Origin of the sequence: Pseudomonas sp. DTU12.3, from assembly GCF_004124275.1 — a bacterium.
In the GTDB taxonomy this organism is placed as follows: Bacteria; Pseudomonadota; Gammaproteobacteria; order Pseudomonadales; family Pseudomonadaceae; genus Aquipseudomonas; species Aquipseudomonas helmanticensis.
This window is the reverse complement of sequence record NZ_CP027218.1, coordinates 2,532,422-2,559,355: the sequence shown is the minus strand read 5'-3', so window position 1 is coordinate 2,559,355 and position 26,934 is coordinate 2,532,422. Positions and strand designations below refer to the sequence as shown.

Annotated in this window: 29 protein-coding genes; 12 read left to right on the top strand and 17 right to left on the bottom strand. The window is 59.0% G+C overall.

Translation table 11 applies throughout. From position 1 onward, the window contains the following. Nucleotides 1-25: 25 nt before the first annotated feature. Nucleotides 26-775: a TerC family protein gene (locus C2E19_RS11655; RefSeq protein WP_129391973.1), complete on the bottom strand. Its 750-nt coding sequence runs from the start codon at nucleotides 773-775 to the stop codon at nucleotides 26-28. A 29-nt stretch (nucleotides 776-804) separates the two neighbouring features. Then, nucleotides 805-1,047 carry a hypothetical protein gene (locus tag C2E19_RS11650; protein ID WP_129391970.1) on the bottom strand — a complete coding sequence of 81 codons (243 nt, stop codon included), beginning with the start codon at nucleotides 1,045-1,047 and terminating at the stop codon, nucleotides 805-807. A gap of 236 nt (nucleotides 1,048-1,283) precedes the next feature. Between C2E19_RS11650 and nhaR the strand changes: the two genes are divergently transcribed. Next, nucleotides 1,284-2,183 carry a transcriptional activator NhaR gene (gene nhaR, locus C2E19_RS11645; protein WP_016986874.1) on the top strand — a complete coding sequence of 300 codons (900 nt, stop codon included), beginning with the start codon at nucleotides 1,284-1,286 and terminating at the stop codon, nucleotides 2,181-2,183. On the opposite strand, the gene C2E19_RS11640 is transcribed toward nhaR, so the two are convergent. Continuing rightward, on the bottom strand, nucleotides 2,178-3,341 hold the full coding sequence (locus C2E19_RS11640; RefSeq protein WP_129391967.1) for an MFS transporter: 1,164 nt from the start codon (nucleotides 3,339-3,341) through the stop codon (nucleotides 2,178-2,180). The genes nhaR and C2E19_RS11640 overlap by 6 nt on opposite strands. Nucleotides 3,342-3,678: 337 nt before the next feature. Between C2E19_RS11640 and sstT the strand changes: the two genes are divergently transcribed. After that, the gene (sstT, locus tag C2E19_RS11635; protein WP_129391964.1) at nucleotides 3,679-4,908 is read left to right on the top strand and encodes a serine/threonine transporter SstT; all 1,230 of its coding nucleotides are present in this window, start codon (nucleotides 3,679-3,681) and stop codon (nucleotides 4,906-4,908) included. 320 nt (nucleotides 4,909-5,228) lie between these two features. Here the strand turns inward: sstT and C2E19_RS11630 are convergent, their stop codons facing one another. Then, a complete protein-coding gene (locus tag C2E19_RS11630; protein ID WP_034154670.1) occupies nucleotides 5,229-5,738 on the bottom strand; it encodes a DUF1993 family protein in 510 nt (169 codons plus the stop codon). A gap of 125 nt (nucleotides 5,739-5,863) precedes the next feature. Between C2E19_RS11630 and C2E19_RS11625 the strand changes: the two genes are divergently transcribed. Continuing rightward, complete coding sequence (locus C2E19_RS11625) at nucleotides 5,864-6,511, top strand: YceH family protein (RefSeq protein WP_129391961.1); 648 nt, start codon at nucleotides 5,864-5,866, stop codon at nucleotides 6,509-6,511. A 134-nt stretch (nucleotides 6,512-6,645) separates the two neighbouring features. Here C2E19_RS11625 and C2E19_RS11620 read toward each other — a convergent pair whose 3' ends face one another. Continuing rightward, on the bottom strand, nucleotides 6,646-7,164 hold the full coding sequence (locus tag C2E19_RS11620) for a cupin domain-containing protein (protein ID WP_129391958.1): 519 nt from the start codon (nucleotides 7,162-7,164) through the stop codon (nucleotides 6,646-6,648). 188 nt (nucleotides 7,165-7,352) lie between these two features. Further along, nucleotides 7,353-8,171 carry a shikimate 5-dehydrogenase gene (locus C2E19_RS11615; protein ID WP_129391955.1) on the bottom strand — a complete coding sequence of 273 codons (819 nt, stop codon included), beginning with the start codon at nucleotides 8,169-8,171 and terminating at the stop codon, nucleotides 7,353-7,355. 256 nt (nucleotides 8,172-8,427) lie between these two features. Here C2E19_RS11615 and C2E19_RS11610 point away from each other — a divergent pair, with 256 nt between their 5' ends. The 3 genes from C2E19_RS11610 (at nucleotide 8,428) to C2E19_RS11600 (ending at nucleotide 9,496) form a co-directional block, all read left to right on the top strand. Beyond that, complete coding sequence (locus tag C2E19_RS11610) at nucleotides 8,428-8,784, top strand: hypothetical protein (protein ID WP_129391952.1); 357 nt, start codon at nucleotides 8,428-8,430, stop codon at nucleotides 8,782-8,784. A 231-nt stretch (nucleotides 8,785-9,015) separates the two neighbouring features. Next, nucleotides 9,016-9,210 carry a hypothetical protein gene (locus C2E19_RS11605; protein ID WP_129391949.1) on the top strand — a complete coding sequence of 65 codons (195 nt, stop codon included), beginning with the start codon at nucleotides 9,016-9,018 and terminating at the stop codon, nucleotides 9,208-9,210. Between the two features lie 103 nt (nucleotides 9,211-9,313). Continuing rightward, nucleotides 9,314-9,496: a hypothetical protein gene (locus tag C2E19_RS11600; protein ID WP_129391946.1), complete on the top strand. Its 183-nt coding sequence runs from the start codon at nucleotides 9,314-9,316 to the stop codon at nucleotides 9,494-9,496. On the opposite strand, the gene C2E19_RS11595 is transcribed toward C2E19_RS11600, so the two are convergent. Together C2E19_RS11595 and C2E19_RS11590 are read right to left on the bottom strand one after the other, a co-directional pair. Continuing rightward, complete coding sequence (locus C2E19_RS11595; protein WP_129391943.1) at nucleotides 9,493-10,554, bottom strand: AI-2E family transporter; 1,062 nt, start codon at nucleotides 10,552-10,554, stop codon at nucleotides 9,493-9,495. The two genes, C2E19_RS11600 and C2E19_RS11595, sit on opposite strands and share 4 nt — an antisense overlap. Before the next feature lie 111 nt (nucleotides 10,555-10,665). Beyond that, nucleotides 10,666-11,352: a cysteine hydrolase family protein gene (locus tag C2E19_RS11590; RefSeq protein WP_129391940.1), complete on the bottom strand. Its 687-nt coding sequence runs from the start codon at nucleotides 11,350-11,352 to the stop codon at nucleotides 10,666-10,668. A gap of 180 nt (nucleotides 11,353-11,532) precedes the next feature. On the opposite strand from C2E19_RS11590, the gene yegQ reads away from it, so the two are divergent. After that, nucleotides 11,533-12,870, top strand: coding sequence for a tRNA 5-hydroxyuridine modification protein YegQ (gene yegQ, locus C2E19_RS11585; protein ID WP_129391937.1), 1,338 nt, complete (start codon nucleotides 11,533-11,535; stop codon nucleotides 12,868-12,870). A gap of 106 nt (nucleotides 12,871-12,976) precedes the next feature. Here the strand turns inward: yegQ and C2E19_RS11580 are convergent, their stop codons facing one another. Continuing rightward, entirely contained in the window at nucleotides 12,977-13,840 is an 864-nt protein-coding gene (locus tag C2E19_RS11580) for a LysR family transcriptional regulator (protein ID WP_129391934.1), read from the bottom strand. Between the two features lie 100 nt (nucleotides 13,841-13,940). Between C2E19_RS11580 and C2E19_RS11575 the strand changes: the two genes are divergently transcribed. Then, complete coding sequence (locus C2E19_RS11575; protein ID WP_129391931.1) at nucleotides 13,941-14,837, top strand: DMT family transporter; 897 nt, start codon at nucleotides 13,941-13,943, stop codon at nucleotides 14,835-14,837. A 136-nt stretch (nucleotides 14,838-14,973) separates the two neighbouring features. Here C2E19_RS11575 and C2E19_RS11570 read toward each other — a convergent pair whose 3' ends face one another. Together C2E19_RS11570 and C2E19_RS11565 are read right to left on the bottom strand one after the other, a co-directional pair. Beyond that, nucleotides 14,974-15,204, bottom strand: coding sequence for a hypothetical protein (locus C2E19_RS11570; RefSeq protein WP_129391928.1), 231 nt, complete (start codon nucleotides 15,202-15,204; stop codon nucleotides 14,974-14,976). Between the two features lie 92 nt (nucleotides 15,205-15,296). After that, nucleotides 15,297-16,010, bottom strand: a complete 714-nt coding sequence (locus C2E19_RS11565) for a FadR/GntR family transcriptional regulator (RefSeq protein WP_129391925.1) — start codon at nucleotides 16,008-16,010, stop codon at nucleotides 15,297-15,299. A 357-nt stretch (nucleotides 16,011-16,367) separates the two neighbouring features. On the opposite strand from C2E19_RS11565, the gene C2E19_RS11560 reads away from it, so the two are divergent. Then, complete coding sequence (locus C2E19_RS11560; RefSeq protein WP_129391922.1) at nucleotides 16,368-17,714, top strand: MFS transporter; 1,347 nt, start codon at nucleotides 16,368-16,370, stop codon at nucleotides 17,712-17,714. Between the two features lie 39 nt (nucleotides 17,715-17,753). After that, entirely contained in the window at nucleotides 17,754-19,097 is a 1,344-nt protein-coding gene (gene gudD, locus C2E19_RS11555) for a glucarate dehydratase (RefSeq protein ID WP_129391919.1), read from the top strand. A gap of 87 nt (nucleotides 19,098-19,184) precedes the next feature. Here the strand turns inward: gudD and C2E19_RS11550 are convergent, their stop codons facing one another. Next, nucleotides 19,185-20,063 carry a LysR family transcriptional regulator gene (locus C2E19_RS11550; RefSeq protein WP_129391916.1) on the bottom strand — a complete coding sequence of 293 codons (879 nt, stop codon included), beginning with the start codon at nucleotides 20,061-20,063 and terminating at the stop codon, nucleotides 19,185-19,187. 160 nt (nucleotides 20,064-20,223) lie between these two features. Between C2E19_RS11550 and ampC the strand changes: the two genes are divergently transcribed. Further along, nucleotides 20,224-21,390, top strand: a complete 1,167-nt coding sequence (ampC, locus tag C2E19_RS11545; protein ID WP_129391913.1) for a class C beta-lactamase — start codon at nucleotides 20,224-20,226, stop codon at nucleotides 21,388-21,390. Between the two features lie 306 nt (nucleotides 21,391-21,696). Here ampC and C2E19_RS11540 read toward each other — a convergent pair whose 3' ends face one another. Together C2E19_RS11540 and C2E19_RS11530 are read right to left on the bottom strand one after the other, a co-directional pair. Beyond that, nucleotides 21,697-22,026 (bottom strand): FKBP-type peptidyl-prolyl cis-trans isomerase, encoded by a 330-nt coding sequence (locus C2E19_RS11540; RefSeq protein WP_129391910.1) that lies wholly within the window; start codon nucleotides 22,024-22,026, stop codon nucleotides 21,697-21,699. A 329-nt stretch (nucleotides 22,027-22,355) separates the two neighbouring features. Beyond that, nucleotides 22,356-22,922 carry a DUF4174 domain-containing protein gene (locus tag C2E19_RS11530; protein ID WP_129391904.1) on the bottom strand — a complete coding sequence of 189 codons (567 nt, stop codon included), beginning with the start codon at nucleotides 22,920-22,922 and terminating at the stop codon, nucleotides 22,356-22,358. Between the two features lie 208 nt (nucleotides 22,923-23,130). On the opposite strand from C2E19_RS11530, the gene C2E19_RS11525 reads away from it, so the two are divergent. After that, a complete protein-coding gene (locus C2E19_RS11525; RefSeq protein WP_129391901.1) occupies nucleotides 23,131-23,595 on the top strand; it encodes a GNAT family N-acetyltransferase in 465 nt (154 codons plus the stop codon). A gap of 110 nt (nucleotides 23,596-23,705) precedes the next feature. On the opposite strand, the gene C2E19_RS11520 is transcribed toward C2E19_RS11525, so the two are convergent. The 3 genes from C2E19_RS11520 to C2E19_RS11500 form a co-directional block, all read right to left on the bottom strand. Next, a complete protein-coding gene (locus C2E19_RS11520) occupies nucleotides 23,706-24,491 on the bottom strand; it encodes a sulfite exporter TauE/SafE family protein (protein WP_129391898.1) in 786 nt (261 codons plus the stop codon). A 205-nt stretch (nucleotides 24,492-24,696) separates the two neighbouring features. Next, the gene (locus C2E19_RS11510; RefSeq protein WP_129391895.1) at nucleotides 24,697-25,911 is read right to left on the bottom strand and encodes an MFS transporter; all 1,215 of its coding nucleotides are present in this window, start codon (nucleotides 25,909-25,911) and stop codon (nucleotides 24,697-24,699) included. Between the two features lie 183 nt (nucleotides 25,912-26,094). Then, on the bottom strand, nucleotides 26,095-26,844 hold the full coding sequence (locus C2E19_RS11500; RefSeq protein WP_129391889.1) for a hypothetical protein: 750 nt from the start codon (nucleotides 26,842-26,844) through the stop codon (nucleotides 26,095-26,097). Nucleotides 26,845-26,934 lie beyond the last annotated feature (90 nt).

The following is a 26,934-nucleotide window of genomic DNA, read 5'->3' as shown; positions in this document are numbered from 1 at the left end:
AGGCGGCCTTTTGACTTATTGCAGATTACGCAGCAGCGTTGAGCTTCTTCTGCTTCGCGCGACGAGACAGCATGTTCAGCACTTCGATACCCGCCGAGAACGCCATGGCCGCGTACACATAACCTTTCGGTACATGGGCGCCGAAGCCTTCGGCGATCAGCGTCATGCCGATCATGATCAGGAAGCCCAGCGCCAGCATCACCACCGTCGGGTTGTCGTTGATGAACTTGGCCAGCGGTTCAGCTGCAAACAACATCACCAGTACCGACACGACTACCGCGATCACCATGATCGGCAAGTGTTCGGTCATGCCGACCGCGGTAATGATGCTGTCGATCGAGAACACCATGTCGAGCATCAGGATCTGCCCGATGGCAGCGGCAAAACCGAGGGTAACGGTCGACGTCGCAGTCTTCGGATCTTCCGGTGCCGGATCCATGCTGTGATGGATCTCGGTCGTCGCTTTCCACACCAGGAACAGACCACCGGCAATCAGGATCATGTCCTTCCACGAGAAGGCCTGGCCGAGAATCTCGATGACCGGCGCGGTCAACTGGACGATGAAAGCGATGGTGCTCAACAGCGCCAGACGCAGGATCAACGCCATGCCGATACCGATGCGGCGGGCCTTCTGCTGATACTGCTTGGGCAGCTTGTTGGTCAGGATCGAGATAAAGATCAGGTTATCGATGCCGAGCACGATTTCCATCACCACCAGTGTGGCCAGAGCCACCCAAGCGGCGGGGCTGGCGGCGAGTTGTAACAGATATTCCATGGGTCAGTCCTGACTCTGTGTAAGACGGTTTAAATGGTCTTGGAGGAAGATTCGGATGTTTCCGGGTCTTTTTCCGGTGCTTCTTTCTTCTCGATCAAGCCACCGGTGGCGTCGCTGAGCGCTTGTTCAGCGGCCTTGTGGGTGTCGTCGATCGCTTGCTTGGCGCTTTCGGCGGCTTTGCCCATCAACTGCTGGGCGCTTTTTTCGACCTGGTCGCAACCGGCCAGAAGCAGTAAAGACGTAAACATCAGCGCAGGCATTGTGTATTTCATGTGGCTTCCTTCGAATGAACAGACAGGGTCACAGACCGGCCGTCGATGGCTGGGCATTCTAGGGAGACAAACACTTCAGGAAAATTCGTATTTTTAGCGGCTATACTTCGGTTTTTACGAACTCACACACTATTCAATGCAGGAGCTGCTGCACGCTGCGATCCTTTGATGTTGGCTTTTTAAAAAAAAGTCAAAAGATCGCAGCCTGCGGCAGCTCCTACGGGGGCGCGCGGCGGATGCTTAATTATCGACAACTGCATTATTTCTGGGTGGTGGCGAAGACCGGCAGCATCGTGCGCGCCTGCGAGCAACTGAACCTGACGCCACAGACCATCAGCGGGCAGATATCGCTGCTCGAACAAACCTACGGCATAGAGTTGTTTCGACGCGTGGGCCGACAACTTGAGCTCACTGAGGCCGGGCGCCAGGCCCTGCCCTACGCCGAGCAGATGTTTCAGCTCGGCGGCGAACTGGAATTGATGCTGCGCGCCCAGCCCAACGAACAGCAGATCCTCTTCCGTGTCGGTGTGGCGGACGTGGTGCCGAAATCCATCGTCTATCGCCTGATCGCACCAACCATGGAGCTGAACGAGCCACTGCGCATCACTTGCCGCGAAGACAAACTTGAACGACTACTCGCCGATCTGGCGATCCAGCGTCTCGACCTGGTGATCTCCGACAGCCCAATGCCCTCGCACCTCGACATCAAAGGCTACAGCCAGAAGCTCGGGGAATGCGGGATCAGTTTCTTTGCCACCGCCGAACTGGCGGCGCGTTACGGTCAGGATTTTCCACGCAGCCTGCACGGCGCGCCGCTGTTGATTCCCGGCGCCGAAACCGTGGTGCGCAGTCGTTTGCAGCGCTGGTTTGCCGAGCAGCAGATCCAGCCGCAAATCGTTGGTGAGTTCGATGACAGCGCCTTGATGCAGGCATTCGGCCAATCCGGCAGCGGGATTTTTATCGGCCCGAGCGTGATTGCCGATGAAGTGAAGCGCCAGTACGGCGTCGAGCTGATTGGCCAGACTGACGCGGTGACCGAGTCGTTCTATGCCATTTCGGTAGAACGCAAGGTCAAGCACCCCGGCATCGTTGCGATTACCGAAGGTGCCCGACGCGAGCTGTTTACCGCGTTATGAAGCCTCCGCGCACATGTCGCGCGGCTTCAGCGTCATCAGCACCATGGCGAGGAATACCGACAGCAGGATGAACCCGGCGGCGGCAAAACCGAGGAAGCCCAGGCCCGCACTGTCGATGACCCGGCCACCGACCATGGCGCCAAGACCGATGCCCAGATTGGCCCCGGCGATATTCAGCGACGCGGCAAACGCTGGCGCTTCCGGCGCGGCTTTCATCAGGCGCACATGGCTGACCAGGAACAACGCGGCCTGGGTAATACCCCAGATCCCCATCGCCACCGCCAAACCCAATGGCGAATGAATGTTCGGCACCAGCGAGACCATGCCGGCAATCATGAATGCGCAGAACAACACCGAGGCCCCCAGCGGATGCCGGTCCACCGCACGTCCGCCGAGCGAGTTGCCGATCAACCCGACCGCGCCGAAGCCCATCAGGCACCAGCCGACCACGGCGCCGTTGAACCCGGCGAGGCGCTCAAGAATGTCGGCCAGATAGGTGTAGGCAGTAAACATGCCGCTGAACACCAGGATCGACAGGACGATATGGCCAATCATCAACGGGCTGCGCAGGATCTTGAACTGCGACGCGAAGCTGACCTGATGTTGGTGCAGGCTGGTTTTCGGCAGGTAAACAAACAGCAGCAACGCCTTGGCAAACGCGATCACCGCCAAAATGCCGAACGCACTGCGCCAGCCGAATGCATCGGAAATCAGCGTGCCGACGGGAATGCCGAACACCGTGGCGCAAACAATGCCGAAACCGATCTTGGCAATCGCGCGACCGGCGAAATCCGGGCCGACGATGTCTACGGCAGTTTCACTGGCCAACGCCCAGAACACGGGTAAACCCAGCGCCGGGATCAATCGGGCAATCGCCATCACCCAGATGTTCGGCGCCAGTGCGGCCACGGTATTGGCCAGGCCAAACATGATCAGGATGCTGATGAACAACTTGCGCCGTTCAAAGCGGGCGAAATATGCAGTCAAGAATGGCCCGAACAACGCCACCGTGAAAGCGAATAGAGTCACCAGCAGGCCGGCCTGTGGAATGGTGACTTCAAGGTCTCGGGCAATCGCCGGCAACAGGCCGACAATGACGAATTCCGTGGTCAGCACCGTGAAACCGGCGGCGGACAACAGAAGAATGGGCAACAGCATGCGCAACTCCAGCAAAACGACGACACCAGCGTTGACCCGGAGGCCCGCTGGCAGAACTTGAAAATAAGGATGCGCAATCTTAACAGAGTGTGTCCGGGCTGACTTGCACAAACCTGCCGACTTTGTTGCCCGATCCGGTGGCAGATCGTCACAGGTCTGAAGGATGAGGCCTGTGCTGTGATAAAGTCCGCGCCCTTAAAAACGTACAGCCTATTCAACGACCAGTTTATTGGCGTTGATGTAGCGTCAACACTTTCGGTTCGTAGCGCTGGTCTGCCCCTGTTTTTGCCGCCGCTTGCACGCACCTTGCACCCAATAAAAAATCAGAGATGCCGTTATGACTGCTTCATCCCCTTCTCTATTGCAACGCCTGAAGAACCTGAGCCTGGTCGCACAGATCCTTATCGGCCTGATTGCCGGTATCGCCCTGGCGCTGTTCGCCCCGGAAGTGGCAAAAAGCACTGCGTTCATCGGTAAAGTGTTTGTTTCAGCGTTGAAAGCCGTGGCGCCGATCCTTGTGTTCGTGCTGGTGATGGCTTCGATCGCCAACCACAAGCACGGTCAGGAAACCCACATCCGTCCGATTCTGTTCCTATATCTGCTGGGCACTTTCGCCGCCGCAGTTGTTGCCGTGATCGCCAGCATGGCGTTCCCGTCGCATCTGGTGCTGTCGACCGAAAACGTCGCAGTGACAGCGCCTGGCGGCATCGCTGAGGTGCTGCAAAGCTTGCTGCTGAGCGTGGTGGATAACCCGGTCAATGCACTGATCAACGCCAACTTCATCGGCATTCTGGCCTGGGCCATCGGTATGGGCGTCGCGATTCGCCATGCCGGCGACACCACCCGCGAGGTGCTGGGTGATCTGTCCAATGGCGTGACCGTGATCGTGCGGGTAGTGATTCGCTTTGCGCCGCTGGGTATTTTCGGTCTGGTCGCTTCGACTCTCGCCACCTCCGGTTTCGGCGCGCTGATCGGTTACGCGCACCTGCTGGCCGTGCTGCTCGGCTGCATGCTGTTCGTGGCGCTGGTGATGAATCCGTTGATCGTGTTCTGGAAGCTGCGTCGCAACCCCTACCCGCTGACCCTCAAGTGCCTGCGCGAGAGCGGCATCACCGCATTCTTCACCCGCAGCTCGGCGGCGAACATTCCGGTCAATCTGGAGTTGAGCAAACGTCTGGGCCTGCATGAAGACACTTATTCGGTATCGATCCCGCTGGGCGCGACCATCAACATGGCCGGCGCGGCGATCACCATTACCGTGCTGAGCCTGGCAGCGGTGCATACGTTGGGCATTGCCGTGGATATTCCGACGGCAATCCTGCTCAGCGTTGTCGCCGCGATTTGTGCCTGTGGCGCCTCGGGCGTGGCCGGTGGCTCGTTGCTGCTGATCCCGTTGGCGTGCAGCCTGTTCGGCATCCCGAGCGAGATCGCCATGCAGGTCGTGGCAGTCGGCTTCATTATTGGTGTGTTGCAGGATTCGGCGGAGACGGCGCTGAACTCGTCGACTGACGTGCTGTTTACCGCAGCGGCTTGCCTGGGCGAAGAAGCCAAAGCCCAACGCGCTTGAAGATCAAAAGATCGCAGCCTGCGGCAGCTCCTACATCTGGAATGCGTTCCCGGTAGGAGCTGCCGCAGGCTGCGATCTTTTGCCTCAGCCAATGAAAAAGCCCGCCATGGTGAGAACCTTGGCGGGCTTTTTTGTAGCGGAGATCTTTCCCCCCTCACCCCAACCCTCTCCCCCATGGGGGCGAGGGGGAAAGGGGGCAGACCGAGTGCTGTTCAAACCTGAGTTCGACTGGATATTTCACTTCGGTGCAGCTCGAACAAACAACCCGATCAGTCCGCTCTCCCTCCGGGAGAGGGCTAGGGTGAGGGGCTTTGGGGGCTTTAGAACGCGCCCATGTAATCGCGCTTGCCCACTTCAACACCGTTGTGACGCAGCAGCGCGTAAGTGGTGGTGACGTGGAAGAAGAACTGCGGCAGGCCATAAGTCAGCAGGTAAGCCTGACCGCTGAAGCGCTTCTCTTTCGGCGTGCCCGGACGGGTAACGATTTCGATGCCTTCCTTGCCGTCGATCTGCTCTGGCTTGATCTCGCCGATGTAGGCCAGAACCTTGGCGATCAGGGCTTGCAGCTCGGCGAAGGTGGTTTCGGTGTCGTCGTACTTCGGCACTTCGACTTCAGCCAGACGCGAGGAAACGCCTTTGGCGAAGTCCACGGCGATCTGGACCTGACGGGTCAGCGGGAACATGTCCGGGTACAGACGCGCTTGCAGGAAAGCGTTCGGGTCGATGTTTTTCTCGGTAGCGTGAGCTTCAGCCTTTTTCAGGACATCGCTCAAAGCGTTGAGCATTTGTTGAAAAACCGGGACGGATGCGGCGTACAGGGAAATGGTCATGGCAGTCTCGTGTGGTGGCTGGGTGGAACAAGGAGGCGATTATAGCCATCCTTGATGACCACACGGCTTGCCTTTTGTTTGGCAAGGATTAGGCTAGGCGGCTTCGACTGCAGAGGGAACGCGCGATGACCACCGAACATGAATCCACCTTCGACGAACCACGGCTGAACGCCACGGAAATCCGCATTCTCGGTGCGTTGATCGAGAAACAGGCGACCAGCCCGGAAACCTATCCGCTGACCCTCAATGCACTAGTGCTGGCCTGTAATCAGAAGACCAGCCGCGAACCGGTGATGAACCTCACTCAGGGCCAGGTCGGCCAAAGCCTGCGCGCCCTCGAAGGTCACGGTTACGCCAAGCTGGTGATGGGCAGCCGCGCCGACCGCTGGGAACACAAGGTCGACAAAGCGCTGGAACTGGTGCCGGCACAGGTGATTCTGACTGGATTGATGTTTCTGCGCGGCCCGCAAACCGTCAATGAGCTGCTGACCCGCAGCGGGCGCATGCATGAATTCGAAGATGCCGAGCAGGTGGTGCATCAGCTTGAGCGTTTGATCGCGCGCGGGCTGGCGGTATTGATTCCACGTCAGGCCGGGCAGCGCGAAGACCGCTATACCCATGCGCTGGGCGATCCGGCGGATATCGAGGCGATTATGGCTGCGCGGCAGAATCCGCAGGAACGCGGCGCTAGCAGTGGCGTGTCGGTCGAGCGCATCGAAGAGCTGGAAGCGCGGATCGCAGCGCTGGAAGAACGCCTGGCACGCCTCGAATAACCCCGCCGTTTTATTGTGGGAGCGAGCCTGCTCGCGAAGAGGTTGTGTCAGCTACATCATTTTTGAATGACACACCGCATTCGCGAGCAGGCTCGCTCCCACAGGGGTTATTCATCAGGTTTTATATCCTGGGATTATTCGCCATCCCAGTAATCCACCCCGTCGGTCTGCCGTGCCACCGCGACAAAGCCTGAGGCATTGCCCTCGGCATCGACCGTGAAGTGGTCCATCACCGCATATTTGTTCGAATCCGGGTATTCGCAAATCTCCGGCTGCTGCTGGGTGCTCACCGCCAGATAACGCAGTTCGGCCTGGCTGGTATTGATGATCTGATGCGCCTTCTCCGGGCCGCCCGGCGGACAGGCGATCACGTCACCTTCGCGGATCGGGAAACGCTCAGTGCCGAGACGCACCTCGCCTTCCCCGGCCACCACGTAAAACATTTCTTCATTGACTCGATGACTGTGAAACGGACTGCCGCGCATGCCCGGCGGTAACGCGTAGAGGCGATAACCGAGTTTCTGCGAACCCAATTGCTGGCCGATACGGGCCATGCGCTGCTGATAGCGCCCGGCGGTTTCGCCCTGCGGGGCCAGGGCTTCGGGCAAAGGTTCGAGTTCGACCTGATGCAGGTTGAGGATGGGCGGGTGCATGGCGGGCCTCGGTCACGGTTTTTGTGGAGGGCAAGTCTGGGCTTGCTGGGGAGGCAGTATAGGCAATCGAAATTTGAAACTGAGTCGCGGCCTTCGCGAGCAAGCTCGCTCCCACAGGGGAACGCATTCCAATGTGGGAGCGAGCTTGCTCGCGAAGAGGCCCGTCAGATCAATACAAAAACAAAGAATCAGCTCCGGGCAAACGCTACCGCCGCCGCAAACTGCGCTTCATTCGGGCGCACTCCGGTGTACAGCACAAACTGCTCCAGCGCCTGGATCGCAATCACCTCAAGCCCGGTGATGACCTTTTTACCCTCAGCCCGACCACGCACGATCAACGGCGTCTCCGACGGAATCGCCACCACATCAAACACCGTATCCGCCGCTTTGATCAGCTCAGGCGCAAACGCCAACTGCCCCGCCTCCGGACCGCCATCCATCCCCACCGGCGTGACGTTGACCAGCATCTGCGGCCGCTCGTCGCCCAGTTCAGCCTGCCAGCGATAACCCAGCGAATCCGCCAGCGCCCGCCCTGCCCGCTCATTTCGCGCAACGATCAGACCGTTTTTATAGCCGCCATCCCGCAAGGCACTGGCCACCGCTTTGGCCATGCCGCCGCTACCGCGCAGGGCGAAGGTCGACTCCGTGGGCACCGCGTGGGTTTTCAGCAACTGCTCGATGGCGATGTAATCAGTGTTGTAAGCCTTCAGATGGCCGTTGGTGTTGACGATGGTATTGATCGACTGGATCGCCGCCGCAGATGCATCCAGCTCATCAACCAAGGCAATGCTGGCCTCCTTGAATGGCATCGACACCCCGCAGCCACGAATACCCAAGGCGCGGATCCCGCCGACGGCACCATTCAGGTCCTGGCTGCTGAACGCCTTGTAATAGAAATTCAGGCCCAACTGCTCATACAAATGGTTATGAAAACGCAGACCGAAATTCCCGGGGCGTCCGGACAGGGACATGCACAGCTGGGTGTCTTTGTTGGGGTTCATCTGCATGAAACTTCTCCTTCAAACGCACTTTCGGATGGACGGGATTAGCCAGCCCATCGGGTTCTGAACGATCATAGAGGCCTGTTTTAAACGTATCGCGCGGCCCTTGCACGGCCCGGTAAAGAAGCCGGTACAGACCTTACACAAAATTTACCCAGCGGCTGTGCTGATTTTCAGAATTTCGCTGTCTTAGAAGTATCCCCGCGACAATTGTGGGCCTGGTGCAGGCCCTGCCGCCGGGTCGAAGAACCGAGGATTTATCATGATTCGTAAACTCCCTATCGTGGCCCTGCTGATTGGTGCATTTGCTGTCGCAGGGCAAGCAGAAGCCCACGGCGGCAACTACTGGCAAGGCCCAGCGGTGTTTGGCGCGATCGTCGGCTCGGCCATCATCGGCTCGGCGCTTATCAACCAGGATCGCCCGGTGTATGTCCAGCAGGCGCCGGTGTATGCCGCTCCGCCACCGCCGGTTTATGTGCAGCAGCCACCGCCTCCGGTCTATTACCAGCCCGCGCCGGTGTACGTGCAACAACCGGTCTACGTGCCAGCCCCGGTGTATTACGGCCCACCCCGCGGTTATTACGGCCGGCCGTATCCTTACCATTACGGCCGCTGGTAACAGAAAGACAAAAGCCCCGCTTTATAGCGGGGCTTTTTTATGACCGTTGGTCGGCCAGCGTCTGAAAAAATCTCGCCAAGGTCGCTGTGAGGACAGTTTCACCGGCTAAAGTCGGCATGATTGATTCGACCGTTATATACATTTGCATCAAACGGTCATTTCTTTGTCATGACGGAACGGCAATCTGAATCCGTCCGCTAACAACAGGTTGATAACAACAAGGACGACTGTATGCCTACACAAAATCCACACCGCATCGTCGGCTTGTGCACCTCCAGCAAGGTGTACAGCGCGCTGACCGAGCTCAAGCACCTGGAAGGCCACCGCTGCGCCAAGCTTCTTTCGCTGCTGGCGGAAAACCTCGTGCACAAAGGCCTGCTCAACGAGCGCGAAGTGATGCACATGCTCGATCAAGTGGTCGACTGACGCCAGACCTCACTGGCATCAATGACCACTATCGAAACTGTTGATTGTCGCTGAAACCGGCGAGCCCCTAAGGTAGCTCCATAGATTGATGGAGGTACTTGTCATGGCTCAGGTTCAAATCATGTCCGTTGTCGGCAGCGCCGTTCCCGCCTCGCTCAGAGAGCTGGGCTTGCTTGCCTGCTGGTATCTGGTGCGCGACGGCGAGGCAATCAGCGGCCCGCTCACCTCGTTGCCCGCCGCCCAGGCGTTGTCGCAACAACTGGTCGCCCACCCGTTCCACGCCTAAGGTAATTGCACCTTCGGTTTGGTCTCGATGAACAGCGCCCAGCTCGACATGAACAATGCGGCGATCAATGGCCCGATCACAAAGCCGTTGAGGCCGAAAACCGCCAGACCGCCGAGGGTCGAGATCAGAATCATGTAGTCCGGCATCCGTGTGTCCTTGCCGACCAGAATCGGGCGCAACACGTTGTCCACCAGACCGATCACGAAAACCCCGAACAGCCCCAGCACCACGCCTTGCCAGATCATCCCGCTGAGCAGGAAGTACGCCGCCACCGGCGCCCAGACAATCCCCGCGCCCACCGCTGGCAACAGCGACAGAAACGCCATCAATACCGCCCACAGCAACGCGCTGGGGATATCGAGAAACCAGAAAATCGCCCCGCCCAATGCGCCCTGCGTGATCGCCACGACCAGGTTGCCTTTGACGGTCGCCCGTACCACCCGATTGAACTTCAATTGCAGCCGCCGCTTGTGATGTTCCTCCAGCGGCACCGCAATGCGGATCTTGCGCACCAGCTCGGCGCCATCGCGCAGGAAGAAAAACAGCAGGTACAGCATGATGAAAAAACTCACCACGAATTCGAACGTACCCTGACCAAAACTGAATGCCTGACTCGCCAGCACCTGGCTGCCCTGCATTGCCGCTTTGACGATTTTCTCGCGCAAGCCGTTGAGTTCGCCCATGCCGAAGCGATCGAGCAGATGCTGGAAATATTGCGGCAGGCTGTGCTTGAACTGCGCCAGATAGGCGGAGATATCGAGCTCGCCGCTTTCGATGTTCTTGTAGACCGTCGCCCCTTCCTGCACCAGCAACACACTGAGAATGATCACCGGCAAAATCGCGATCACCAGACAGATGCCCAGAGTAAACAGCGACGTCAGATTGCGTTGCCAGCCAAATTTGACCTGCAACCGGCGCTGCATCGGCGCAAACAGAATGCCGAGGATCACCGCCCAGAACACCGCACCGTAAAACGGCAACAGAATCCAGATGAAGGCCACGGTGACCAACAGCAGCAAGACTGTCAGCGATTTGAATTGAAGACTTTTTACGTTCATGTCCGGTCCATGTCAGTCAGGCGTCATGCACGCCCCGAACCTTAGTCAGCCGGGGCGTGCGCGAGTGCCATCTTTATTCATGGAGCATAGTTGCCGATTGGCCCGAGCCTGTTATCGAACCGGCAGCTTGATGATCTGATCGGTGGTCAGCACGTCGCCGAAGGTGTCTTCCACTTCCGCCAGCGCCGCTTTATGCAGCGAATCCTTGTCGATCGAGGCACCGTTGGCGCGGGTGATCGCGCGGGTCGCCGAGGCATCGGAGGCAACAATCACGCTGTAGCCGAGCGGCGCTGCATCACGCGCGGCACCGGCGACACAGGCGTGAGTCATCAGCCCCGCGACGATGAGCGTGTTAATGTCAGACTGCTTCAGCCGTTCGTTCAGATCGGTACTGCCGAATACGCTGACGGTGGTTTTTTGCAGCACCACATCCTTGGCCCGAGGCTGCATGTCCTTGTGAAACTTCACCGTTTCGCCGTCGATGGCAAACACTGGCGACCCGGCTGGCGCAACGTGCTGAACGTGATAAACCGGAATGTCATGACGATCGGCGAAGGCTATCAGCTCGCGGGTGTTAGCCAGCGCTGCGGCGCCGTCGGGGATCGGCATCCGGCCGCTGAAGTATTCGTTCTGGAAATCGATCACCAGCAGCGCCGACTTGCCTGCGGGCAACTGACTGACCGGCATCGCGCCCGACATTGCGCGGATGGTTGGATGGCTGTCGGCGACAGCAGCGGTGCTGGCCAATACACCGGAAAATGCACAGGCAGCGAGCAAGCGGCGGGTAAAACGTTGCATGGGTGGCTCCTTCTGATTTGAGTGGATGAGCCAAGATTAAGCAGCTTGCTCAACGCCGAACACAGGGGTTTGGGCACATCATCTGTGCTGTTTCTGCACAGATGACCAAACATAGATCCAGATCAACAACCCCAGCCCGCGAGCGCTTTACCCTGCCGCACTTTTGCCAGCGACGCCGCCATGACCCTAACGCCTGATCTCGCCGCCCCGGAACTGCTCACCCCCGCCGGCACCCTGAAAAACATGCGCTACGCCTTCGCCTACGGTGCCGATGCGGTATACGCCGGGCAACCGCGCTACAGCCTGCGCGTGCGCAACAACGAATTCGATCACGCCAACCTGGCGCTGGGCATTCGCGAGGCGCAAGCGCAAGGCAAGCGCTTCTATGTCGTGGTCAATATCGCGCCGCACAACGCCAAGCTGAAGACCTTTCTCAAAGACCTCGCGCCGGTGATCGAGATGGCCCCGGATGCGCTGATCATGTCCGACCCGGGCCTGATCATGCTGGTGCGTCGACATTTTCCGCAGATGCCGATCCATCTTTCGGTGCAAGCCAATACGGTGAACTGGGCGAGTGTCGAGTTCTGGCAGCAACAAGGGCTGAGCCGGATCATCCTGTCGCGCGAACTGTCGCTGGAAGAGATCGCGGAGATCCGCGAGCACGTGCCGGAAATGGAGCTGGAAGTGTTCGTTCATGGCGCATTGTGCATGGCCTATTCCGGGCGCTGCCTGCTCTCTGGCTACATGAACAAACGTGATGCCAACCAAGGCAGTTGCACCAATGCCTGTCGCTGGAAATACTCGGCGCAGCCAGCCACGGAAAATCAGCTCGGCGAGATCGTGCAGACTTTTCAGCCCGAGCCGACCCTGGGCATCGGCACCCCGACCGATCAAGTGTTCCTGTTGCAGGAAGCCAATCGCCCGGACGAATTGATGCCCGCCTTCGAAGACGAGCACGGCACTTACATCATGAACGCCAAGGATCTGCGCGCGGTGCAGCACGTCGAGCGCCTGACGCGCATGGGCGTGCACTCACTGAAGATTGAAGGCCGGACCAAATCGCACTTCTATTGCGCACGCACCACCCAGGTTTATCGCCGGGCCATCGATGATGCAGTGGCTGGACGCGAGTTTGATCGCAGCCTGATGAACGATCTCGAATCACTGGCCCAGCGCGGCTACACCGAAGGTTTTCTGCGTCGGCATGTGCATGACGAATACCAGAATTATCAGCACGGCAGTTCGGTCTCGGAGCGTCAGCAGTTTGTCGGCGAGCTGACCGGCGAGCGCCGTGAGCGTCTGGCCGAGGTCAAGGTGAAGAACCGTTTTGCCGTGGGCGATCATCTGGAACTGATGACGCCCAAAGGCAATTTCCACTTTGATCTGCAGCAGTTGCACAACGCCAAGGGCGAACCCATCGAGGTGGCGCCGGGAGATGGCCACACGGTGTATCTGCCGATTCCGGATGCGGTGGATTTGCGCTTCGGCTTGCTGATGCGCGACCTCGGCACACCATAATCCCTGTAGGAGCTGCCGCAGGCTGCGATCTTTTGATCTGGATTTTAAGAACAACATCAAAAGATCGCAGCCTGCGGCAGCTCCTACATTGATGGGGGCGTGGTTTTCAGGTGAATTCTTCACGCAGCATCGCCACAAACGCTTCACGCGCCGGGTGTACCCCGGCGTTTTCGTGCCAGTAAAACAGATTGTCGACGGCCGTCAGTTCGGGAAATTCGAACCCGACGCAACCGGCACCTTTGGCGTACTGCTCAAAGACGCCTTTGGGCACCAGCGCCACCCCGGCCCCGGCACTTACGCAGCCAACAATCGCCCCGTAACTGGCCAGACTGACGATCGGCAACGCCAGCCCCTGACGCAACAACCAATGCTCCAGCGCCGCGCGGTAAGGGCAACCCTGCGGCCACATGAACACGGTCTTGTCTTGCAGATCGTTGATGTCGCGCACCGGCCCGAAGGAAGTGGAGGCAATCAGCAGCAATTCCTCGCGGTACATCGGCGTGCGTTTGAGCTGCGAACGTTCGACGTCCACCGCCACAATCGCCCCGTCGAGACGATGGCTGACGGTGTCATCGAGCAACTGTCCCCAAGTGCCGGTGGTCAGCTCCAGCGCGACCTGCGGATAGCGCTTGTGAAACTTCGCCAGCAAGCGCGGCAGACGCCCGGTCGCCGAAGATTCGATGGCGCCGATGCGCAGCGGCCCCGACGGTTCGGACGAAGGATCGACCGCGCGCTTGGCCTCGGCGGTCAACGCGAGGATTTTCTCGGCATAGACGAGGAAAGTCTGCCCCGCCGGGCTGATGCGCAACCCGCGCCCTTCACGCAAAAACAGCGCAACGCCCAATTCCGCCTCCAGCGCCTTGATGCGCGCGGTGATGTTCGACGGTACGCAAAACAGCTTTTGGGCCGCACGGGCAATGCTGCCGACCTCGGCCACGGTCTTGAACATGCGGATCTGTGCCAGCTCCATACCCATCACTCTGAGTGAACATTCAGCGCAGTATAAGTCAGTTGTGGCGAATGATTGCGCGCCCGGATACTCGGCGCATCACCCTTCTGGTAGCGCGATCATGCCGTCCACTTCTCTGTTCAAAATCATCCTGGCGATGGCGTTCGTCGTCGCCTGCTGGGCGTATTCGCCGACCGGTATTCACCTCGGCCTGCAAGCCTACGACCCCGGGCATCTGGCGCTGTTGCGCTTTCTTCTGGCGTCGCTGTTGATGGCCGTGTTGGCCGTATTCAAGGGCATTCGCCTGCCGCAACTGCGCGATATGCCGTTGCTGCTGGCCTTGGGTTTCTTCGCCGTCAGCCTGCATCACGTGGCGCTGAACATCGGCCAGCAGAGTGTCAGTGCCGGTGCCTCGAGTGTGCTGGCGCAATCGAGTCCGCTGTTCAGCACGCTGCTCGCGCGGTTCCTGTTCAAGGACCACGTCAGCGTCTGGCGTTGGGGTTGTGTGTTGCTCGGGTTCGTCGGCGTGGTGATTGTGGTCAGCGGCGACAAGGGCTTGGGCGATATTGACACGCATGCCCTGCTGATCCTGCTGGCGGCGGTTTCGTGGAGCATCTATTTCGCCCTGCAAAAGCATCATGCACGGCGATATGACGGGTTCAGTCTGGCGTGTTACGCGGTGTGGTCGGGGACGTTGTTGCTGCTGATTTATTTGCCGGGGCTGGGCGAAAGGGTCATGCACGCGCCGCTGCGGGTGCAGTGGGCGGTGTTGGCGCTCGGGGTGTTTCCTAGCGCGCTGGCTTATCTGGCGTGGGGTTTTGTGCTCAAGCATGTGGATCTGAGCCGGGCGACGATGACCTTGTACTTGATACCGCCGACGGCAATGGGGATTGCTTCGGTGGGGTTGGGCGAGCGGCCGACATTGATGGTGCTGGCGGGGTCGGCAGTGGTGCTGATCAGTGTGTTGGCGTTGAATCTGGAGCGGCGGATCGGGGTTGTTCGGGCGGCTGTGGCCTGATCGGACATCTGATTTGAAGCTGATGCCGTCTTCGCGAGCAAGCCCGCTCCCACATTGGAATGCATTTCAAATGTGGGAGCGGGCTTGCTCGCGAAGAGGCCAGAACAAACAACATTAAACCCGAGTCAGTACCCTCTCAGCGCCGATCATCCGACAACGGCGTCGGCTCATCCGCCGGCGGCACATCCTCGTCCGCTCCCGGATCCTTCCAGTCATCCGGCCGGTCGGCGTCGCTCAGCGGATCGCGCCCCGGAGGCATGCCCATCGGTGAATCATGATCGGCCAGCGTCGGTTCATCAGTACCGGGCATTGGCCGGGTTGGGTCGATGGGAAGAACACCACCCTGAAACAGCAAATCATTCGCCATGACACACCTCACGAAGGAGGTCCGGAAATCCCGGGCCGTACAGGTTGGAAGCGCACCGGTGTCCGGCGTGCTATCGAACAGACCAGCGGCGATCAGCCCTGCGCACTGAAGCGATCGCGGCTGTTGCTCAGGTGCAGCCACATCGCCGCGCGCGCTGCGTCGGCATCCTGACGCTTGATCGCATTGAAAATCGCCTCGTGTTCGAGATTGGCCAACTGCCCGAGCTTGCTCAGATCCGCCGCGCCACGCTCGGCGGCGTTGAGCCGGTGACGCGGAATCATCGCGCTGCCCAAGTGCTGCATGATCTCGCTGAAGCAGACGTTGCCGGTGGCCTCGGCGATCAGCAGATGAAACCGCCTGTCGGCTTCAACGCAACTGTCGTTGTTGGCCAGCAGACGTTGATAGTCGTCCAGCGCCTGACGCATCTGCAGCAGTTGCTGTTCGCTGCGACGCTGCGCCGCCAATGCCGCCGCCTGGGTTTCCAGCCCCAGGCGCAGTTCCAGAATGCTGCGCACGCCAAGTGCCGTGTCGACATTCAGACGCAAACCCTGCTCGGCTGCGCGTTCGATCACGAATGTGCCGATGCCGTGCCGTGTCTCGACCAGCCCCGACGCCTGCAATTTCGAGATCGCTTCGCGCACCACCGTACGGCTGACCCCGTGTTCCTGAACGATGGCGTTCTCCGACGGCAGCTTGTCGCCGGGCGACAGCTGGCCGAGCAGAATGCTCTGGGTGAGCTTCTCCACCAGGTCATGGGCGAGGTTGTGCGCGCGTTTGCGGGCGGGGGCGTCGAGGTCTTCTTGCATGGTCGATTCCGGTCATCGTGGCCTGCGGATCGTAGCACCGCACGGGCGCCGGGCCCGATTGATTTTAGTGATGAATTGCCATTTTACTTGTATGACAACACTCAATACCGGAAACAACCAATTCAATCATCCGGTCTCAGAAAACCATGAAAGCCTGTGCGCCGGCACACGCCCCCCCCGAACAAACCATCAACAAACACGGGCTTATTACGCACAAAAGCATAAAAAACTGCGCTTTCATAAATATTTATTCGGCCCTTACCACTTGTAGGACAAAAAATTCAGGTTGTATGATGTCTATCAACAACGCAGCACCTGCCTTGCCCCGCATAAAAATAATCAGTGGGAGAAAACCAAGTGAAAACCTCCGTCTCCGGGATGCACGAGGGCGTCGATTCGACACTCGCCTCGGCCATCTCGAAAGTCAAACGCCACGTCCTGCCGCTCTTCGTGATCATGTTTATCGTCAATTACATTGACCGAGTGAACATCGGTTTCGTCCGCACCCACATGGAACACGACCTGGGTATTGGTGCTGCCGCCTACGGCTTCGGCGCCGGTCTGTTCTTCATCGGTTACGCGCTGTTCGAAGTCCCCTCCAACATGCTCCTGCAGAAAGTCGGCGCGCGAATCTGGCTGACACGGATCATGCTCACCTGGGGCCTGGTCGCCGCCGGCATGGCCTTCATCCAGAACGAAACCCACTTCTACGTGTTGCGCTTTCTGCTCGGCGTGGCCGAGGCCGGGTTCTTTCCCGGGGTGATCTACTACTTCACGCGCTGGTTGCCCGGCGTCGAGCGCGGCAAAGCGATTGCAATCTTCCTCAGCGGTTCGGCCGTGGCATCGCTGATCTCGGGTCCGCTGTCCGGCCTGCTCCTGCAAATCAACGGGCTGGGTCTGCACGGCTGGCAGTGGATGTACTTTATCGAGGGGATGTTTTCGGTAGGCCTGTGCGTGTTCGTCTGGTTCTGGCTCGACGCCAAACCCCATGATGCGAAATGGCTGACCCGCGCCGAACAGGACGCACTGGTCAACGCCATCGATGACGAACAGAAGGCGCGTGAAGCCGCGACACCGATACGGCCGTCGATGGGCAAGCTGCTCAAGGATCGACAGATCATTCTGTTCTGCCTGATCTACTTCTTCATCCAGCTGACCATCTACGCGGCGACCTTCTGGCTGCCGAGCATCATCAAGAAAATGGGCGAGATGAGCGACTTCCAGGTCGGCCTGTACAACTCGATTCCGTGGCTGCTGTCGATCATCGGCATGTACGCCTTCGCCTCGTTCTCAGCCAAGTGGAAACACCAGCAGGCCTGGGTCGCGACCGCACTGTTGATTGCGGCGGCGGGGATGTTCATGTCGACCACCGGCGGAGCGGTCTTCGCCTTCGTCGCCATCTGTTTTGCCGCGCTGGGTTTCAAATCCGCTTCGTCGCTGTTCTGGCCAATTCCGCAGGCGTACCTGGATGCCCGGATCGCTGCGGCGGTGATTGCCCTGATCAACTCGGTGGGCAACCTCGGTGGCTTTGTCGCGCCGACCACGTTTGGCCTGCTCGAAGAACACACCGGTTCGATTCAGGGCGGCCTCTATGGCCTGGCCGCGACCTCGATCATCGCCGCGATCATTGTCTTCTTCGCGCGCACAACACCAAAACCTGCTGCTGAATTACCCGTGGCCGACGCCGCGCCAAAGCACGCCTGACGTCCATTGTTAAAGATTGCGAATTAAAAGGATAAAAACATGACCGCACACGACACTGCCAAAGCCCCGATCATCACCGACATGCAAGTCATCCCGGTGGCCGGCCACGACGGCATGTTGCTCAACCTGAGCGGCGCCCACGGGCCGTTTTTCACCCGCAACATCGTCATTCTCAAGGACAATGCCGGCCACACCGGCGTTGGTGAAGTGCCCGGTGGCGAGCGCATCCGCCAGACGCTGGAAGAAGCGCGTAGCCTGGTGGTCGGCAGCCCGATCGGCACGTATCAGAAGATCCTCAATCAGGTGCGCCAGACCTTCGCTGAGCGTGACGCCGGCGGTCGTGGCCTGCAGACTTTCGACCTGCGCATTACCATTCACGCAGTGACTGGCCTGGAAGCCGCCCTGCTCGACCTGCTCGGTCAGCATCTTGATGTACCGGTGGCGGCGTTGCTTGGCGAAGGTCAGCAACGCGATGAAGTGAAGATGCTTGGTTATCTGTTCTACGTCGGCGATCAGCGTGAAACCGACCTCGCCTACCGCAGCGAACCGGACGCCGACAATGACTGGTTCCGTGTGCGCCACGAGCAGGCCATGACCGCCGAAGCCGTGGTACGCCTCGCCGAAGCGGCGCACGCGAAATACGGTTTCAAGGACTTCAAGCTCAAGGGCGGCGTGCTCAGCGGCGATGCCGAAATTGAAGCGGTGACGGCGCTCGCCGAACGCTTTCCTGATGCACGAATTACCCTCGATCCGAACGGCGCGTGGTCACTGAAAGAAGCCATTCGTTTGTGCCGCGATCAGCATCAGGTGCTGGCCTATGCCGAAGACCCTTGCGGTGCGGAAAATGGTTACTCCGGTCGCGAAGTGATGGCCGAGTTTCGCCGCGCGACAGGACTGAAAACCGCCACCAACATGATCGCCACTGACTGGCGCGAAATGGGTCATGCGATCCAGTTGCAGTCGGTGGATATCCCGCTGGCCGACCCGCATTTCTGGACCATGCAGGGTTCGGTGCGCGTGGCGCAGATGTGCCACGAGTGGGGCCTGACCTGGGGTTCGCACTCCAACAACCACTTCGACATTTCGCTGGCAATGTTCACCCACGTCGCCGCCGCCGCGCCGGGCGAGATCACCGCCATCGACACCCACTGGATCTGGCAGGACGGCCAGCGCCTGACCAAGGCTGCGCTACAAATTGTCGACGGTTGCGTGCAAGTGCCGAAAAAACCGGGGCTGGGCGTGGAGCTGGACATGGACCAGGTGGCCAAGGCCCACGAACTGTATAAAGGCATGGGCCTCGGCGCGCGGGATGACAGCGTGGCGATGCAATTTCTGATTCCCGGGTGGAAATTCGATAACAAACGGCCATGCCTGGTCCGCTGATGTATCACTGATAACTGTAGGAGCTGCCGAAGGCTGCGATCTTTTGATTTTTTTTGAAGATCAAAAGATCGCAGCCTTCGGCAGCTCCTACGGGGTTTGCGTCATGTGTAGCAGCCAGCTTTTGAACGCACTCATCGCCGCCGTCTTCGGCCGCGATTGCAACCGCGTCAGCCAGTAACTGCCGGTGGTGATCTCGATCGCAAACGGCTGGCGAATCGCATCCGCCGCCAGTTGCCGGGCGAACATCAGCGGTGGCGCCAAAGCCACCCCACTGCCCTGCAAGGCCGCTTCCATCATCGCCAGCGACGAGTCGAAGACGATGCTCTGCGGTGGCGCCGCTTGCGTTGCCAACCCGGCCGCATGAAACCACTCCGGCCACTCATCAGTGCGATAGGAGCGCAGCAAGGTCTGCTGCAACAAATCCCCCGGCGCATGCAATTGCCGGGCGATTTCAGGCACGCACAACACCGAAAGCGGCGCATCAAGCAAGCGTGTGGCTTCGATGCCATGCCACGCCCCGGCGCCGAAACGAATTGCGTAATCGAGGCCTTCAGCGGCCACATCGACGCGATTGTTGTTGGTCGACAGCCGCAAATCTATGAGCGGATGTTTCGCCCGAAAGGCCGCCAGCCTCGGCAATAACCAGCCCACGGCGAACGTACCCACTGCACCGACGGTCAACATCTCGCGATATTGGCCACCGGCAAGACGTTCGAGAATCTGCGCGATGTGGTCGAACGAAGTGCTCAACACCGGCAGCAGGGTTTCACCTTCGCTGGTCAGCATCAGCCCGCGGGGCAGGCGTTTGAACAGCGTGACGTTGAGTTGCGCCTCAAGGCTTTTGACCTGATGGCTGACCGCCGCCTGCGTCACGCACAGCTCCACGGCCGCGCGAGTGAAGCTCAAATGGCGCGCCGACGCTTCGAAGGCGCGCAGTGCGTTCAGCGGCAATTGCGGTCGAATCATGCCCAATCCCAAATTTTTCTAATGGCTCGTGCGAGTTTTCGTCGTTTGTCGATTAGCGGCCCGCTGACTAAATTGGCGGCGCTGATCAGTTGCCCAACGAAGAAATCGCCCGCAGTGTAGCGGGATAACACCATCAACACTCATGGAGAGTGGTTCATTCATGTCATCCATCTATTCAAGCAAAGTCATTTCGTGCGCCACTTTCGGCCTGCTTTTCGGCGCGACCTCGTGCATGGCCGCCGTACCCACCGACGCGCAATTGCAAACACTGGTCAACGACGCCGTCGCGCCAGTGATGCAACAACAGGGCATTCCTGGCCTGACCGTGGCGCTGACCATCAACGGCCAGGCGCATTACTTTAACTACGGCGTCGCGGCAAAAGACACCGGGCAGAAGGTCAGCGAAAACACCCTGTTTGAAATTGGCTCGGTGAGCAAAACCTTCACCGCCACCCTCGCCGGTTACGCGCAGGCCACAGGCAAACTGGACCTGTCGACCAAAGCCAGCCAGCTCTGGCCTGAATTGAAAGGCAGCGCCTTCGACAACATCAGTGTGTTGCAACTGGGCACCTACAGCGCCGGTGGTTTGCCGCTGCAATTCCCCGACGACGCGGATTCGTCCGACAAGATGCTCGGCTATTTCCAACAATGGAAACCGCTTTATCCGGCGGGCAGCCATCGCCAATATTCCAATCCAAGCCTTGGCTTGTTCGGTTATCTGGCGGCGAAAAGCCTCGGCCAGCCGTTCGATCAGGCGATGACGCAAACCCTGCTGCCGAAACTGGGCCTTGCCCACACCTACCTCAGCGTGCCCGCCGCACAAATGAATCTGTATGCGCAGGGCTATGACAAGAACGGCACGCCGGTGCGCGTCACACCGGGCGCGCTCGACTCGCAAGCCTACGGTGTGAAAACCAGCGCGGTGGACATGCTGCGCTATGTTCAGGCCAACCTGAAACCGGGCACGCTGGAAGCGACCCTGCAAAAAACCATCGCCAACACCCAGACCGGCTATTACACCGTTGGCGACATGACCCAGGGCCTGGGTTGGGAAATGTATCGCTACCCGATCAGCCTCGACCGCTTGCTGGCCGGCAACTCGACGGAAATGGCCATGGAGGCGCACAAGGTGCAGTGGCTGAATCCACCGCAGCCGCAACCGCAGAACGTGTTGATCAACAAGACCGGCTCTACCGGTGGTTTCGGCACTTACGTGGCGTTTGTGCCGAGCAAGGACATTGGCATCGTGATCATGGCCAACAAGAATTTTCCGATTCCTGAGCGAGTAAAAATCGCCCATACAATTTTCAGCGCTATCGCTGACTGAAAATCAAAAGATCGCAGCCTGCGGCAGCTCCTACAGGATCGGGTTTTCACTCGGTTACGTAGGAGCTGCCGCAGGCTGCGATCTTTTTGTTTCTACGTTTAATCTAGCGGTGGCTTCGGGACTTATGGGGCGTTGCGCCGAGCAGGGGCATTGGCATCGTGATCATGGCCAACAAGAATTTCCTGATTTCAGAGCGGGTGAAGATTGCTCACGAAATCCTCGGTGCTGTTGCTGACTGATAATCAAAAGATCGCAGCCTTCGGCAGCTCCTACAAGGGTCGCCCATTTCGTTACTGCTTTTTCAAATCAACGGTTAATCCCAAGCAGTTCAATTTCAAATTTCAGCGTTGATCTCGCTGGAATAACAGGGAGATGCCCTAGCTCCCCATAAGCAAAATCCGGAGAAATTGTCAGTACACTTTTCTCTCCGAGCGTCATGCGCGAAACGCCTTCATCCCATCCTTTGATGACATGCCCTGAACCTAAAATGAACTTGAAGGGCTTGCCTCGATCCAGGCTTGAGTCAAACTTGCTACCATCCAAAAGCCTGCCGGTGTAATGAACAGTAACGGTGTCACCATTCTTTGGAAAACTGATTCCATCGCCTTGTGTCAAGACCGTAATGTCAACGCCCATATCTCAACTCCATTCAGCAAATCAAAGATTCGAAGCAGCCTGCATCGCTGCGTTACGGCTCAATGATTGACTAGTGGGCTGATGATAAGAACTGTCAAAGTTGACAGTTTTTTAGATTCTTTCACGCTATCGACGTTGGTCTTTCCCTCTATGACGCAAGCCGTAAGTGGAGTCCGGACGTATCGAGCGGCTTTGGATAACGCAAAACATGTGGGAGCGAGCCTGCTCGCGAAAGCGGTGTACCCATCAGCTTATGCACCGACTGATACGCTGCTTTCGCGAGCAGGCTCGCTCCCACATGGGATCTACCCTATTCAGTGGCGGTGTAATCAGTCATCCGGCATTTCCGGTGGCTTGGCCGGTTTTGCCAGTTTGCTCGGTTTGGCACCTTTCGCGCCTTTCGCTGCCGGCTCGGTAGCAGCAGGTGTAGTCGCCACGGACGGCGGTGCAATGTCCTTCTCGGTTGCCGGCAATGCGTCAACGGTGTCGAAGATTTTCTTCAGATCAACCGACTTCGCCTCATCCCCCGAGGCCGTGAGTTTGGTCTCGCCGTCCTTGCCCACCAGGAACACTTTCGGATAGGCCCCCGCACCCAGCTTCAGCGAGCGCAGCAGCGCCATGGTGTCTTGCTGGCCCATGTCCTTGCCGTCGAGTTGGCCGGACATGTTGAGGATGGTGTAGACCTTGATGTTGCGGTCGACGACGCCTTTTTTATTCGCCGGGTCTTCCAGCGACTTTTTCAGGCTGACCCAAACGGGGTCGACCGTGCTTTGGGCGATCACGATCAGCGGTCGGGCGCGGCCCATATCCCCGGCGATGGGCGAATCGTTGTCAGCGGCGAACAAGGGGCCGGCAATCGCCAGCAAGAGTGTCAGGGTCAATGACCTGATGAGCATGCGCATCTCCTTTTGATATCCACGCTCTAATGATTGCGCATCGTGGCGATTGTTCCGGGGCAACCCGGCAAATATCTGTCGCCTAGTCAGAAGCTTAGGACAGGCACGACATTGCGCAACATCATCGGCGTGATCGCAACCCGGATTTGATTACCTTTTATGACCGCATTAGGGTGGTGGTTCTGCCAACGAAATGGAGTTCCCCCGCATGCACATCGATTACCTGTGCGATCACCCCGAATTGATTGAAGAACTGGCCACCCTCAACTTCAAGGAGTGGGGCGAATTTCGCCCAGGGCAAACCGTCGAGCACCGCATCGAACATATGCGCGCATCGTGTGGCAAAGGTGCAGTACCCAGTGTGGTGGTGGCGCTTGAGGGTTCACGACTGCTGGGCGGTGCATTGCTGATCGAGAACGATCTGAAACTGCGGCCGAACCTGACGCCATGGCTGGCCGGGGTTTACGTGAAGGCTGAAGAGCGCGGTAGCGGGATCGCATCGCAACTGGTCAATCGAGTGGTTGCAGAAGCGACGGCGCTGGGCGTGCCTGAGCTGTATCTGTACACCGACACGTCGCAGTCGCTGTATGCGCGACTGGGTTGGGAAGTGATTGAAGAACTCGTCTACGATGATTTGCCGGTGACAGTGATGAAATACACCACCCGCCAGTAAGAACACCCGTAGGACCTGCCGAAGGCTGCGATCTTTTGATCTTCAAAACAACATCAAGAGATCGCAGCCTGCGGCAGCTCCTACATGAAACCGAATTTGGCAGGGCTGGATCAGAACGCCAGTTTGTAGCCGATCAGCACCAGCATCGTCGCCAGGCACGGGCGCAGGACTTCATCGGAGATGCGTCCGGTCAGGTGACTGCCAAGCCAGATGCCTGGCAACGAACCCACCAGCAAAAAGCCCAGCACGCCCCAGTCCATGTTGCCCATGCTCGCGTGGCCGAGGCCGGCGACCAGGGTCAGCGGCACGGCGTGGGCGATTTCGGTGCCGACCAGGCGACGGGTCGGCAACAGCGGATAGAGGATGAACAACGCGACCGTGCCCAATGCGCCGGCACCGATCGAGGTCAACGCGACCATGGTGCCGAGAATCAGACCGGTGATCACGGTCATCACGTTCAGCCGCGAACCACTCGGGTTGTAGTTGCCCCCCGCGCGTTTGTGGGCGAAGTCGAGCAGGCGTTTCTTGAAGAAAATCGCCAGCGCCGTGGCAAACAGGACGAAGCCCAATGCCTGTTTGATGATGGCGTTCATCGCGTCCGGCGCGGTGTGCAGAGAGCTGAGGAACCACAAGGTCAGCGCCACCGCCGGCACGCTGCCGAGGGTCAGCCAGCCGGTGATGGCCCAATCGATGTTCTGGTTCTTGCGGTGAACGAGGACGCCACTGGATTTGGTAATGGCGGCGTACAACAGGTCAGTGCCGACCGCCGTTGCCGGGTTGATGCCGAACCACAGCAGGATCGGCGTCATCAACGAACCACCGCCGACACCGGTCATGCCGACAATAAAACCCACCACCAGCCCGGCAATCACCAGGCCGAAATTTGCCAATTCCATTAAACCGTCCAGAAAAACGACAGGAAAAATCTGGCCCGCAGCATAGCGATTTTTCTTATAACCACATATATCGATACGGTCTATCGTTATACCCTAACACCATCCCACCCCTGTAGGAGCCGCAGGCTGCGATCTTTTGATCTTGTTTTTTAAAATCCGGATCAAAAGATCGCAGCCTGCGGCAGCTCCTACAGGGGGACGTGGGTCAGTGCAGTCTGCGGCCCGGTTTGAAGCTGTGGGTTTTGTTGAGCCACACCGTGGCCAGCGCGATGAGCGAGAGAATCAGCAGCGCCCACGGAAACGACATCGCTCCCGCCCGATCCAGCAATAAGCCGCCAAACAATCCGCCGCCGGCAATCGCGACGTTCCAGGAAGTGGTGAGCATCGCCTGCACCACGTCGACGTGATCACCTGCCGAGTCCGCTGCCGAGGTCAGCAACAGGGTTGCCGAGCCGCCAAACGACAAGCCCCACACGGCCATGCAGGCGTAGATGATCCCTGCTGACGGAGCGGCGAGCGCCAATACCAGTGCCGTCAGGGCAAACACCGCGAGGCTGATCAGCGTCAGCCAGCGCAACCAGCGATCCACCAGCATGCCAATGATCCAGATGCCCACCAGCGAACACAGGCCGAACACCAGCAGCACCAGGTCAACGCGTTCGGCCAGTCCGGCCTGCATCAGAAACGGCGCGATGTAGGTGTAGAGAATGTTGTGCCCAAGCATCCACGTCAGCACCACGAACAGCACCGGCCGCACGCCCGGCAGGCGCAAGGATTCGAGCAAGGGCAGGCGTTCGTCGCTGGCCTGCCCCGGACGATCCGGCACGGCGATGACGATCCACGCGGCCAGCACCAGTGCCAGCGCCGACATGATCCCGAACGACGCACGCCAGCCGATCAGATTACCCAGCCAGGTTCCCGCCGGCGTCCCCAGCGACAACGCCACCGGCGTGCCGAGCATGGCAATCGCCAGCGCTCGTCCCTGTTGATGCACCGGCACGATCCCGCGCGCATACCCGGCCATGATCCCCCACGACAGCCCCGCCGCCATCCCGGCAAGAAAGCGCGAGGTCAGCGTCAAGCCGTAGTGGCTGGAGAACGTGGTGATGGTGTTGAAAACCAGAAACCCACCGACCGTCATCAACAGCACCCGTCGCCGTGGCCAGCCGCGCGTGGCCACGGTCAGCGGAATCGCCGCGACAATCGAACCCAGCGCATACAGGGTGACCAGTTGCCCGGCAAGGACTTCGCTGACGTTGAGCCCGGCGCCGATTTGCGGCAGCAGCCCGGCTGGCAGGGTTTCGGTGAGGATGGCGATGAACCCGGTCATGGCGAACGCCAGCAACGCGGCATAGGGCAGTTTGTCCGCACGAACAGTGCGATCAACGCGAGTGAAATCAGCGCTAGCAGGGTCGGTCATGACGGGTGCGGCTCCCTTTGGATCTAGTTTCACAAAGAATTGTATACAAAATTACCAACCACAACTCTAACCTGTAGGAGCTGCCGCAGGCTGCGATCTTTTGACGTTGATCGTAAAAAAGATCAAAAGATCGCAGCCTTCGGCAGCTCCTGCACGGGCAGGTATTTGCAGCCATCGTGGCGGTTACTGGACGGGCAGGAAATTCAGGAACAGCAGGCTCTGCGCGTAATTGAGGCCGATGCGCCGGTAGCGCTCATCGAGCATTTGCGTCAGCAGATCCAGGCGCGCGACGATTTTGCCGAATTCGGTGGCAAAACTGAGGTTGCTGCCCTCCTCCGAAATCTCATTGGAAAACAGCAGCGGCTGACCTTCCTTGTTCTGCCGCTGCGAGAGAATCCACGTGGCTTTTTCGATGTTGCGCGCCGCGTTATGGACGAAGGTCGGGTTGATCGCATCGGTCATGTAGAACTCGACGCGATTGCCGTGGGCGGTGACCAGCATGCTGCCGATCGCATAGATGAACGCGCCGACGCGGTCACCGAGAAATTCCGGGCTCATAGCGTAACTGAGCGCCGCGAGATCTTTGCGCCCGCCCAGCACCGGCAACGGCTGTTGCTGCTCGATGGCCAGCCGCACCTGTTTCACGGCGGCATGAATATTGAGGAAACCCGACTTGCGCAGCTCATCCGGATTGCGCAGGTAGAGCTTGCCCATCAACCGATAAAGGCTACTGAGGTTGTCGCGCATCGCCAGGGTGGCCATGCGATCGACGCTGGTCTGCAGGAATTCCTGCGGCTGACCTTCACGAATCTGGTTGAAGAAACCGTTGCCGTCCTGATGGCTGCAACCGCTGAACAACAGCGACGACAAGCAGGCGAGCAACAGGCACGGGCGACGGAAAAAATCGGCAATCAGGGCAAAAGCTCTCGGCATGAATTCTCGAACAGGCACATTCCTGTGCGGCGGGAGTCACCGCATCCTGGCCATGGATAGAGCCGCCGATTGTGAAAAAGTGCAGTGGTG